Here is a 12418-nt window from a genome sequence, read left to right as displayed (position 1 = left end):
TCCGGCACGAGCGTAACCACAGTTCGTTTTCTTTCATCGAAATACTTCTTGGCAACTTCCATCACATCTTCAGCGGTCACTGCCATATACTTGTCGATCTCATCGAACATCAAAGTATAATCATCGAAAATTGTTTCATAGTAACCGATCGCGAACGCCTTGTTTTCGTTGGACTGAAGTTGCATCCACTTCTCGGCCTCGATCTGGTTTTTGGCTTTTTGCAGTTCCCTCTCGGTCAATGGTTCCGTCTTGAATTTCTCCAGTTCCTCGTAGAGCATCTCCTCGGCATCTTTGGTATCTTTGTCGGGGCTCTGCATAATCGCATAGAGGAAAAACATACCCGGATCTTCGAGCGCCATCATACCGCCACCCGCGGCGAGGCAGATCTGTTCATCGTAGACAAGTCGCTTATAGGCTCGTGAACTCTCACCGCCGGAAAGGATTCGCGACAGGATATCGAGTGCATATGAGTCCTCATGACCCGCTTCACAGGCTTTGTAGCCGGCAAAGAAACCCGGGATCTGGGCGATCTTGTGCACTTTGGCACGACGTTCGCCCATCTGCTCCGGCTCTTCCGTAGTAGGGCGGTAGACCGGATACTTACTGCGCGGTACCGGCGAGAAATGCTTGTCCGCCAGCTTGAAAACGTCTTTCGCCTTGACATCACCGACCACCACCAGGGTCGCATTGTTCGGCTTGTAATAGGTGTCGTAATAGCGACGCAGTTTATCGACTGAGTACGCCTGGATATCGGACATGAAACCGATCACGGTCCAGTTGTACGGATGAGCGTTATAAGCTTGATTAAAGAGTTGCTCATTGACCGGGCCAAAAGGCGAATTATCGATTCTGGTACGACGCTCTTCAGCTACGACCTGAAGTTCCGAGGCCAGCTCGGTCGAATCGATCGCCAGATCGCGCATACGGTCGGCCTCGAGCTTAAGGGCCAGTTCCAGGTCTTTGGCACCCAGGCTTTCATGATAAGCAGTCATATCATAATGAGTGAAAGCGTTCGACAGTCCGCCATGGGCCTGGACGATTCTGGCGTGTTCTTCCGGACCGACTTCATCAGTGCCCTTGAACATCATGTGCTCCACCATGTGGGAAATACCGGTAATTCCGGGGCGTTCGTTCTTGGAACCGACATGGTACCAGACATGAACTGATACAGACGGTGTGGAATGATCTTCCAGTACAACCACTTTAAGACCATTGTCGAGGGTGTCCTTGGAAACTTTCCAGCCCAGCGGATTGTCGTCAGCAATCAGCTGTGAGCTTAAAAACAACAGCCCGACAATCATAAACAGGATGGATCTGCGCAACATCGTGCCTCCTTGATATTGTTATTGTAAATATGAATAGTTCCTATGTAAGTATCCCAATGCTCTCAAAATTTTCCACATTATATTAAGCGTATAAAATACGCAAATGTTTCAGACTATTCAATAGATTTTAAGCCTGAAAGGAAGCATATAGAGGAATTGTAAGTCGAACGGGGAGTATTGTCTATCTACCTGCTCGGAATTGATGGCGAGGAATTTCGATGCATATCTCATCAGACTCCGCAGGCTGAAACCCAGATCAAACAGCTCTGCCGGGCGCACCGGGAAGCTGACCATCTGACAGTAATCAGAATCGAGACCTGCTCGTTCTATGGTATAGGCTATGGCATCACTCAAACCTCCGAACTGATCCACCAGCTTCAGATCGATCGCGCTGGATCCGCTCCAGACCCTTCCCTGTGCCACCGAATCGACATAATCAAAAGACAGGTTACGGCTCTCGGCCACGGTCTGCACGAAATTATCGTACATGCGATCCAGCTGATAGCGCAGATGCTTTTTCTGGGAATCGGAAAATCCAGTGGAAGACGAATAGAAATCGGCATTTTCACCGCGCTTGAAATGGTAAGTCGTGAGTCCGATCTGTTCGCGCATCCGCTCGACATTCACCTTGCCGTAGACTACACCGATCGAGCCGGTAATAGTTGAAGGCTGTGCGAATATATATTCACCTGCAGTGGCGATATGATACCCGGCTGAAGCCGCAACGTTTCCCATCGAGATAACCAGCGGTTTCTTTTCAGCCAGAAGATTCAATTCTCGTACGATCAGATCCGACGCCAGCCCCATCCCGCCGGGAGTGTTGAGGCGCAGGATCACCGCCTTGATGCGGTCGTTACTGCGAGCATAGCGGATCGAAGCAATGATTTCCTCATCGCCCACAGTCCGGCCAAAAATCAAATCCTCGCCTCCGCGGCCCAATACTAACGAACCTTCAATTGGAATAATCGCGAGCTGGTCGGGAAGGCCCCACTCGTAATCATAAGGTATGTGCTTTGCATATTCACTAAATCCCACCTCTGTCATTCCCTGAAACTGTTTTTCGAGCCAGTCGTCGATCTGGTCCGGATACAGCACGGTATCGATCAATCCTCCCGCGAGCGCGTCCTCAGAGATAAACGGTCCGGAATTGATCAGTTCAAGAATCGAATCCCTCGTAAATCCCCGATTTTCCGCCAAATCGTCGATGAAGACATCATAGAGATCATCGAGCAGGGTATTGACTGCTTCCCGATGAGGTTCGGAAATAGAATCACGGGTGTAGATATCCGCCAGGCTCTTGAATTTGCCGGCATTCTGCAGTTCTGCTTCGATACCCAGTTTGTCGAGAGTGTTTTTGTAAAATGTCACCTCGGCCAGAATCCCCACCAGGTTGAGTGCATCGACTTTACGCATCGCCACATTTTCGGCCGCCGAAGCCAAATAATAGCTTCCATTTCCGGAAAGATTGCCGAGATAGGCCACTACAATTTTATTCTTTTGTCTGAATTTTTCGATGATAGCTCGCAGTTCCTGAATCTGCGCCCATCCCAGCCGGGGATTGTCGATGTCGAGATAGAGACCGTCAATATTGTCATCTTCGAGGGCGCGACCAAGTGTATTCACAAGGTCACTGAAAGTAGCGGTCGGCTGTTGCCAGAAATAATTCTTGCGGTCAGTTTCCGGATAACTCCCCGAAATCTTCAGCTTCAAAAAGTTTTTTTTTAACGGCAGAAGCCAGCCGTAGGGACGATATGACACTCCTGAATAGATCACGCCGGAACGGTACTCGGCATCATCGTCAAAGCTGTGATAAGATCCGAGTTGACGGTTTCCAATTTTGAGACTGAATCCGATTCCAAAAAAACCGTCCTGGTCAACCGAGGCAAACACTCCCCATCCGCGTTTGATTCTGGCCGAGAGATATCCGCGAAAGTAGCCGTCACCAAATGCCTCACCCTCGCTCCATTGCCAGTCTGCAGACAGCGTCACTCGATCGGGAAACGGACGATAACCGCCTGAAAGCACGTATTCGATTTCGGTCTCGTTGCCCCCGAACTCCATACGGCGAAGATTATTTGCGGTGAAGCCGAGTGAGAGCCTGCGGTTCGGCTGGTAGACCGCACCGATATCCCAGAAGTGATCATTGTGGTAGGCGTTGCCATCATCGGTTTTCATAAAACGGTAGCTCAGGCCATAATAAAAACCATTGGAGATATGGCTTCCAAAAGCCAGGCTGTAAGAGTTGATAGTGGGAGATATATTCAGCCGGTATTGTTGCCAGGCAAACCCGAAACCGGAACGGGAGAACATGATCGAGTTGTCGCCTCCGAATTTTTCTTTGTTGAAGGAATGCAGAAACATCATTTCGATATCCTGATTCAATGCCAGAGCGGCCGGGTTGGTCAAAATCGAAAGTGGACCGAATACAGCCGAGACCGAATGTTCCGGCTGAGGAAAATATGGATACGGATATCGCACCGCCTCCAGTTCAACCACAGATAAAAGAAAAATCGAGACTAGAAAAATAGATATAATCAGCGTGCGCATAGGGCCTCCCTGCCAAAGCTGTCGGATATTTCAGGATAGAAAGAAATCGAGATGATGCAACAAAAACAATAGCCTCAGAACATCAGAAATCTTTGCGACGCAGGTTGATCTTGCCCCGGCCGCGAGTGTCGGCCACGATTGTCGAGTGATGTTCTGGAGTATGCGCGATCAGGCTTCCCCACTCGACTTCCTCTGTCACCAGGGGAACGCCGTTGACTTCTATCTCACCCACATCGGGATCGGTGGAAATCTCGAAACTGGCGGAGATATCCCTCGGAAGGAGAAACTGTATATCGGCGGTCTTGTTGAAAACCTCGAGATGCGAATCGATGATCTCTTCCACGTCGACATATATATCGCTGTTTATTCCGCTGTTGCTGATATATGCCCGGGCGTTGTTTATCAGACGTATTTTTTCCAGGTTGATCTTGCCCTCCTCTGCCTCGCAATGAAGTTCGTCCCCGGTAAATCCAATGACAGAAATCGCCCCGCCTTTGTTTTCGAATGATGCGATTCCAAGACCGGAATCTATATTCCGAGCGCTGATATTACCACCCTCACTTTTGACCAGGGCTGGACCGTTGATATCCTTGAGGTTGATCGAACTGTTGGCGGAACTGAGTTTCAGGCCCAGCTCGATGCGCGAAATCCGGACCTCATCGCAATAGCTGACGACGATTTCCGCCTCTGGAAACGGACCGCGGATATTCAGGTAATACCCGGCCAGATCGACGTTGATGGTATAGTTTTCGGGAATATAAATTTCGCATTCAATCTGCCCCGAGAGATTAGCCGATTTTCGCCAGGGAGCATTGCGGGGGGCGGAAGCATTCAGTACAAGGCTGTTGGAAGAGACCTCGTAATTTAGAGAAATTATCTGCGCGAAACTGTCGGCCTGCTGACGGGTTTCGGCGAACAACACTTTGTGATAGATAATTTCGATTTCCTCGCGGTTGGAGGAAAAGATCTCCACCCGTCCTCGCAGTGCCGTAGAGGATTCAAAGATAAATTCAGTTGTACCTGCGAACAGCTCCGGTGCTATAACCATCCGCCTCTCGGCTGTTTCGAAGCTGTTCTCAGAGATAGAAAAGATCTTCTCGGCGGAAACCTGCGCTGATGCGAGAAGTGTCAAACCGAGCACGATTAACCCGACTTTGATTGCTTTCATAATTCTCATAGATTAAAGCTACCTAAATGCGAAAAAACCGCAAGCTATTTTACCAGATTCATCCGGCGTGAAAGCTCATAAATCATAATCGCGCCTGCCACCGGGGCAGATAGCGACTCGACCTGCCGTACAATCGGTATTCTAATGATACGGTCGAGCACGGCATGGTGTTGCCCATCAATTCCAAAGGCTTCATTGCCGACCACCACAGCCAGACGGGATGGAATCCGCCTGATTTTATCGAGTTGCTCTCCTCCGCTCTCCGCACCCCAGAGATGGTAACCGGCGGATTTGAAATCTCTCAGTCTCCCAGCCAGATTATCAGTCCGCTCAACCTGAGATCTGAAGATTATACCCGCCGAGGAGGCGATCACTTTGGCTGAATAAATATCGGCGCTTCCCTCACCGATCAAAAGCCCGCAATTGAAGGCGGTTGCACTGCGGATCAACGAACCCAGATTGGATGGATCAGAGATTTCCTGCGCAATCAGCACCAGGTTCTTGAATTTCTCCAGCGCGACCCTTCTGCCGGAAGGAAAATGTGCCATAGCGACTACTCCCTGCGATGAACGGGTGGTGCTCAGATTTCGAAATTTCCGCGTGGGAATACGCGTCAGGAGGCGTGCGTCAATTTCCTCAACAAATTTCTGCCCGGTCTCGCTCAACTCAGCTTCGCAGACCAGGATATGTTCGACCTGGTAATTTGATTTTAAAAGCTCATCAACCGGTCGAACCCCTTCAACAAGAAACATCCGCTCCTGCAATCTGTATTTTCGTTGCTTCAGACGGCTGATCTGTTTGAGCTGCTTCTCGGTTATTGTCATGGAGTCAAATTATCCCGTTTTTATCGCAATTGTCAATCACTATGACAAAATCACTTGCATTTTCGATTCCGATAGCTCAAATTCCATGCAAATGAAACGCCTGATTTCACATATTTGCCTGCTCTTTATGATAATCCTTCTGATACTGTCCGCAAGTTCCGCCGGCAAAAATATTTATCAGGTCAAACTTTCCGGCGATGGTATTCAAGCTACCGACAATTCCGAGTTAACGATGGACTCGAGCAGGTTAGCGCTGGTACTTTCAGGAGGTGGCGCTCGTGGTTTGGCACAGATCGGTGTTCTGGAGGTTCTCGACAGTGCCGGAATAGATTTCGACCTCGTGGTGGGCACCAGTATGGGCGGTATGCTCGGCGGGCTCTATGCCAGCGGAATAAGCCCTGATTCGCTGGTGAAGATCGCTTCCCGAATTGACTGGTTGGACTTCTTCAGCAATCGACCTGAGAGATCAACTCAGTATATCACACAAAAAGATTTCGGCGAGAACAGTATTTTGACACTCCGCTTTCGCGGATCTGATATTCATATCCCGCGTGCTGTAACAACCGGCCAAAAACTGAGCTCCTTTTTAGCCCGTGTCACTTCGCAGTCTGACTATACCTATCGAAAAGACTTCGACAGCCTGCCGATCCCGTTGCGGATCTGCGCGGTCGATCTGGTCGACGGCGATTTAGTGGTCTTTGATAGCGGTCACCTCAGCACGGCTCTGCGTGCCACAACCGCCTTTCCCCTGGCCTTCACTCCCTTCGAGCATGAGCAGATGCTTTTAGTGGATGGCGGTCTTTTGCAACCGATTCCGGTCGAGACAGCAATCGATGAAGAAGCTGATTTTGTGCTGGTTGTCAATACTACCTCGGATATACTGGCGCTGGAGGATATCGGCAATCCGCTTGATATAATCAATACAACCACCACCATCATGCAACTGGAAAAGAAAAAGGCGGAACTCGATCTGGCAGATATGGTGATCAAGCCGGATATCGAACAATTCGATGCCGCAGATTTTACGGCAGTGGACAGCCTGATCGAAGCCGGCCGCAGAAAAGCCCGTAAGCTTGTACCGGAACTGCAAAAAAATCTGACCTCGTTCGACTCCGGTGAGAATACGTATCCGATTTCTTTCAATCAACTCTCTTTTCCAGACGACACCAGCCGGAGACTTTTCGAAGACCATGCATCATCGAAAACCATTCGTGACAGTGTCATACTAATAAAGAACATCTTCAGCCTGTTAAACTCAGCAGTTGAGGAGGGAAGGATCATCTATGCCAGCCTGCAAAAACAATCCGATTCGACTAAGCCTCAGTACTCTTTAGAACTCGAATCGGCCGGCAATTTACAATCGCTTGAAATCGAGGGCACTGACCTGTTATCAGCACCAGAACTGTTACAGGCGACCGGTTATAATTATGGTCACCGTCTCGATTTCACACTTATTAATGATTTACGTGACAGCGCCCTGGCGTTTATGCGCGACAATGGTTTTGACTTGGCAGAAGTCAAACCAGTCTTCGATTACAGGCAGCCGAACACTCTAAAATTATTTATTTCTGAAGGCAGACTGGTTCGATTCCATGTAAGCGGTAATCACCGTACCCGAAGCTGGGTAATCAAGCGCAACTTTCTTATAAAACCGGGTGAACCATACTCGATCGCACGGGCCGACAGCGGACTGGCAAATATCTACGCCACCGGCCTGTTCGAGGAGGTCCTGTTGACACTGGATCATGATCCCGGGGGCGTGGTGGTCAACCTGGAGGTTCGGGAAAAGTATTCCGGCATTGCCAGGCTCGGACTTCATCACCATCACTACTATCACACCGAGGCCTACCTTGATCTGGGCAATACCAACTTGTTTGGTTTCGGCACAGAACTGTTCTGTCGTACTCTCTACGGGGAATTCAGGCAGGAGCTTTCTCTCAACCTGAAGTCAGATCGAATCTATGAAACCTCATATAACTACCACCTCGAGTTTTTCCACGATCGCCTCAAGCGTGAGATGTATGATCCCGAAGGAACTTCAGCTGGAAAACGTCGTGAGCGCAAAACAGGCGGAGCATTATCCCTGGGAAAACAGCTGACCGGGCGGGGACACCTGGGAGGACGCTTCAGCCTCTCGCGGCTCAGGCTGGAGTATCCCGACGGTGGGAAAGTCCACACCGGCATCGCCTCAATTCAATTCCTCTCTCGCATCGATACCCGTAATCGTCCCGTTTTTGCCGAACGCGGATCGGTCTTCAACCTCAACCTCGAATTCGCATTTAACTTTATCGGCGGTGAGGAGGAATACCAGAAAGGCACGATTTACTGGAAAAGTATTATCGCGCCCAAAAGGTTTATACAGTTTATTCCGACTTTCCGTTTCGGTATGTCAGCCAACACCCTGCCACCCAGCGAAAAGTTCTACATGGGCGGGTCACGCAATTTATACGGCTACCGGCTGTTTCAGTACTACGGGGACAAACAGTTTTTGACCAACCAGGAAATCCGCCTGAGACTGCCCTGGAAATTCTATTTCTCGATGCGGGCTGATCTCGGCAATGTCTGGGACAACTGGGGTGAAATCCGCGTCGACGACCTGCTGTTCAGCTACGGATTCGCGCTCCAGAACGATTCTTACCTGGGGCCGTTGTCTATATCCTATGGACGCACAGATGACGGTGCGGACAGGTTCTATCTCGACTTCGGGTACGATTTTTAGCTCGACGGCGCTTCATCTTCAGCGGCCGGAAACATCTGCAAGAGCCACTGCATCGACTCATGATCGTCTGGATGGATTTCAAAATAGAGCTTCTGTAAAGCGACTGTCGCCTCTATATCTTTCTTGGCCATGGTGTACTTGACCAGTTCCTTGAAGACAAACGGGTCCTTTCCGGAAGCACGAAAATAACCCGCCATCAGGGTGGTCAAATTTTCCACGGATTTCTCTTCGAGATAGTCCGCGGCCAGCAAGAACACCGGACGAAAGGGCTGGGGAACCCCTGACGCAATATACTCGCGCATCAATTTTTCCAATCTGGAAGTATCACGAATCGCCACACTGCCCTTCAACAGACCCTCGAACATCCATTCGCTGTTGGGATTGTCATGATAGCCGGATTGAAGGTAAGACAGTGCTTCACGAGTCAGGTCATCATCGTTTTTCGCCTGACCCATATCCAGCAGCACCTCAGAGATGAACTGTTTGTAATAGAAGTTGTACGGATGATAATCCAGAAGCAGCCGCATATATTCAACATATTCGTTCTGGTAATCCGTCAATGAGCGCTCGGTGTTGCCCAGAAGGCTGTCTTTGAGCATGCGCCAATCCGGGACCTCATGGAATTCCGGAACAGTCTCCACCGCCTTGTCGATGATCGTAACCAGGCGGGTCGTATCGTTGCGAGCCTTCAGGCTGTCAATCAGTGTGGCATACTCAGTACTGTAATAGCGGTAAACCATCATCGTGGTAAACTCGCCCCTGGCGACTTCCGGCTCACCCATACCTTCGAATATGAACTGGTTGGCATACAGGTCATAACTACGGTCGACATTGTAATGATATGGATACATTGGTGACGGAGGTTTCGTCTCGCCGACTATTACTGTATCCTTGATTTTATATAGATAGGCCACGCGTTCCATGTTCTGGAGCAGGTTAGTGTAGCGCATCTTACGTACCGGATCTGTAAGGCTGGTGAAATAAACCGGGGTATTCATAATCAGCGTATCGCCCCGTTGTTCGAGTGTGGCCTGGATTACGCTTTCGATCGTCAATTGCGCCATCTCGATTATATCCGTCACCCTGCCTGTACCGGGATCGCGGATCGGGCGCGTACCGAAATAAACCAAACGGTTATCGAACTGATCGTAATATGGTTTCTCCGGCCGGAGCTCTTCGTTGCCGGTCGGGGTTACGTTCTCAACAACCTCGACCTGTTCATGACTGACACTCATCGGCGCACCGAACACCTCCATACAATGAAGGACATACCAGTCCACATTTGCCAGGGAGAGGTTGATGATCTTGACATCCTGGCGCATACCGTAGGCCTCCTGCAAGGCCCAAAGCGGGTAAGTGTCGTTGTCTCCGGCAGTGAACAGGACAGCATTTGGTTCGAGGATGCTCAGCAGATCGTAGGCGAACTGATACGGCATCCACTCTCCTGAACGATTGTTGTAGTAATGGTTTTTTGTATATCCTAAAGCCGGGATGAATATCGTCAGGCAGAACAGTAACGTAACCGGGATCACCAGCTTCTGCATATTCTCACGCGAGCGTAAAAAGTTTTGAGCTGAGTATAACAGCGCGGCAACTCCCAGCCCGATCGCCCAGCCGAACATGGCGAAACCATGGGTCCAGAAATAGTCACGGTCACGCACCTCGAGCTTGGCGTTGGGATCCTGCATAACCTCGGTACCGTCGGCAAAATTCATGTAGAGCGTTATCCCGACCGTACCGGCCAGTACGAGGAGGAATATCAGCAGTCCCACCTTCCACTTTTTATGAAGAGCGAAGTAAAGCCCAAAAAGCCCCACTACGAACCAGATAATAAATGGTGCCGATGGCGGAGAATACTGGTCTTCCCAGAACCCCAGCATACCCATGCGGGGATAATCACCGAACTGGTTAGCCAGCTCCCCTCGACGATCGAACATACGGGTGATCATATTGCCCTGGCCGTACTGCTTTCGAGCCAGGTAATCATTCATACGTTCTATTGTATTGGCGTTTGTCATATTGATTCGAGGCCTTTCCTGGGCCCGAAACAGGGTGGTATACTGGATCGAAAAAGCCAGCGCGGCGCAGACCGAAAAAGCGGCCGCCCAGCGCCAGAAATATTTTCGTGTGGCGAATGCGCCGATCAATGATATTGCCGACCAGATCAGGATGACTGTAAAAAACAGGTTGTAATCTATGGCCAGCAACATGGCACAGAGGACCGAAATCCAGACCAATGGCTGTACCAGCAATCGGCGCGAGGATAAAAATATAAACAAAAACACGGCCGGCATAACCAGGTAGGCCGCGAGATGAGCGGCAACACCCAGCACGGCCAGAAAGATCATTAAAAAGACAAGCTTGTCACTGCGTGGCTCCTGCCTGCGCTCGTACCAGACCACCGCCAGGTAGACGACTGCGATTGACAGAAGCGATGTCAGCCCGTAGACTTCCGCTTCGACAGCGTTGGTCCACCATGTGCGTGAAAAGGCCATAACAAGTGCCCCGACGAATCCACCCAGGTAAGCGGGCAGTCTGTCCCAGATGGTTTCCTTTTTATCGAGCCACCAGCCAATAACTTTGGAAAGAATTAAATAGGAAAATCCGACCGCGAAAGCTGATGACAGGGCCGACACCAGGTTGATCCTGTAAGCGACATCCCCGGCAAACGGAATCAAAGAGAAAATCCGTCCGAAAATAATAAACAGCGGTGTGCCCGGCGGATGAGCAACTCCGAAAATCCGCGAGCAGGCGACAAACTCTCCGCAGTCCCATAGTGATATCGATACGGCCAGGGTTTTCAGGTAAACTATCAGGGATATCAGAGTCACCGCCCCGGCGATAATCCAGTTCAGGCGATCAGCTTTATTATTCTCCATCAATACTTTCCTTTCTAAAACCAGTCAGAAAATTTCCGATAGGAAAATATAAGCATTCTATTATGCAATTCAACTCAATTTTGGCCTAAAGGAGACTTTATGCTGTTCTGGAGCGCATTTTTATTTCTGCTCGGCGTAGGAGCATTTCTGGACAGCCTGTTCAACTACGGGGATATTTTCCGCAGGGTGAATTCAGTGCTGTTTATGCTGATTTCTCTGGGTCTTTTAATTCGCACCACAACCAAGATGAAACTTCGCAGGATCGAGCATTTCATCGAACGTATCGAGATGCTGGAATACGAGATCGGTGTCCTGCGCAAGCGCCAGCGCACCAAAGACCCGGAACCGATCGAAAAAACCTATTAGCTCTCCAGTTTGCGCAACTGCCTGCGCGCGTACTCGTAGAGCACCCGATTGGGATAGTTTTCAAGTATCAGGCGGTAAGCTTCGGCCGCCTTTTGCTTGTTGTCGAAGTGATAAAAATATAGATCACCAATATACCGCTGTGACTCGGCGGAATAGAAGCTTTCCTCAAAGCTTTCCAGCATGCGTGTAAACATCTCAAAAGACTTCTCGTAGTCTCCCCTGTCATAGTATATTTTACCGGCTTCAAAAGTCGCCAGAGCGGCCAGGTTCGAATTTCCCCGTTCGGAAAGCTCAACCAGCCGGGCCAGCGCCGAATCTATCTTGTTCTGCCAGACCGTCCTCTCGGCCTGGCTGTAAAAATTCAGATCAAGTATCGCCATACCCTGATTCTCGTCGATGATCAGGATCTTACGAAGGCAGTCGTTGACATACAAAGAACGCGGGTATATCCCGCTCAGGTGCTGATACAGCCCCTTGGCCTGGTCATATTCTTTCTGGAAGAATTTGATCTGCGCCCTCTTGAAAACCAGTTCCTCTTTCTCGGCACGCTCCAGCCTGTTGGTGTTGACAGCGAGATAGAGGCTGTCGGC

Annotated in this window: 8 protein-coding genes; 2 read left to right on the top strand and 6 right to left on the bottom strand. The window is 49.9% G+C overall.

Annotated elements, in window-relative coordinates:
* The 4 genes from GF404_00475 to GF404_00460 all read right to left on the bottom strand — a co-directional run.
* On the bottom strand, positions 1 to 1325 hold a 1325-nt coding region (locus GF404_00475), incomplete at its 3' end, for an insulinase family protein (GenBank protein MBD3380646.1).
* A 117-nt stretch (positions 1326 to 1442) separates the two neighbouring features.
* Positions 1443 to 3872 (bottom strand): signal peptide peptidase SppA, encoded by a 2430-nt coding sequence (gene sppA, locus GF404_00470; protein ID MBD3380645.1) that lies wholly within the window; start codon positions 3870 to 3872, stop codon positions 1443 to 1445.
* An 82-nt stretch (positions 3873 to 3954) separates the two neighbouring features.
* The gene (locus tag GF404_00465) at positions 3955 to 5040 is read right to left on the bottom strand and encodes a hypothetical protein (protein MBD3380644.1); all 1086 of its coding nucleotides are present in this window, start codon (positions 5038 to 5040) and stop codon (positions 3955 to 3957) included.
* Between the two features lie 44 nt (positions 5041 to 5084).
* Positions 5085 to 5864 (bottom strand): hypothetical protein, encoded by a 780-nt coding sequence (locus tag GF404_00460; protein ID MBD3380643.1) that lies wholly within the window; start codon positions 5862 to 5864, stop codon positions 5085 to 5087.
* Here GF404_00460 and GF404_00455 point away from each other — a divergent pair.
* Entirely contained in the window at positions 5863 to 8583 is a 2721-nt protein-coding gene (locus GF404_00455) for a BamA/TamA family outer membrane protein (GenBank protein ID MBD3380642.1), read from the top strand. The genes GF404_00460 and GF404_00455 overlap by 2 nt on opposite strands.
* Here GF404_00455 and GF404_00450 read toward each other — a convergent pair.
* Positions 8580 to 11462 (bottom strand): DUF2723 domain-containing protein, encoded by a 2883-nt coding sequence (locus GF404_00450; GenBank protein MBD3380641.1) that lies wholly within the window; start codon positions 11460 to 11462, stop codon positions 8580 to 8582. The two genes, GF404_00455 and GF404_00450, sit on opposite strands and share 4 nt — an antisense overlap.
* 99 nt (positions 11463 to 11561) lie before the next feature.
* Here GF404_00450 and GF404_00445 point away from each other — a divergent pair, with 99 nt between their 5' ends.
* Positions 11562 to 11828 (top strand): hypothetical protein, encoded by a 267-nt coding sequence (locus tag GF404_00445; GenBank protein ID MBD3380640.1) that lies wholly within the window; start codon positions 11562 to 11564, stop codon positions 11826 to 11828.
* Here GF404_00445 and GF404_00440 read toward each other — a convergent pair.
* Positions 11825 to 12418 (bottom strand): tetratricopeptide repeat protein (locus GF404_00440; GenBank protein MBD3380639.1); only part of this gene is annotated, 594 nt, incomplete at its 5' end. The genes GF404_00445 and GF404_00440 overlap by 4 nt on opposite strands.

The sequence above is a fragment of the Candidatus Zixiibacteriota bacterium genome (assembly GCA_014728145.1).
Taxonomy (GTDB): Bacteria; Zixibacteria; MSB-5A5; order JAABVY01; family JAABVY01; genus WJMC01.
This window is presented reverse-complemented; position numbering and strand designations above follow the sequence as displayed.

Coding starts and splice junctions, on each gene's coding strand:
- sppA (MBD3380645.1), bottom strand. CDS start 3,872: ATGCGCACGCTGATTATATCTATTTTTCTAGTCTCGATTTTTCTTTTA.
- GF404_00465 (MBD3380644.1), bottom strand. CDS start 5,040: ATGAAAGCAATCAAAGTCGGGTTAATCGTGCTCGGTTTGACACTTCTC.
- GF404_00455 (MBD3380642.1), top strand. CDS start 5,863: ATGGAGTCAAATTATCCCGTTTTTATCGCAATTGTCAATCACTATGAC.
- GF404_00460 (MBD3380643.1), bottom strand. CDS start 5,864: ATGACAATAACCGAGAAGCAGCTCAAACAGATCAGCCGTCTGAAGCAA.
- GF404_00450 (MBD3380641.1), bottom strand. CDS start 11,462: ATGGAGAATAATAAAGCTGATCGCCTGAACTGGATTATCGCCGGGGCG.
- GF404_00445 (MBD3380640.1), top strand. CDS start 11,562: ATGCTGTTCTGGAGCGCATTTTTATTTCTGCTCGGCGTAGGAGCATTT.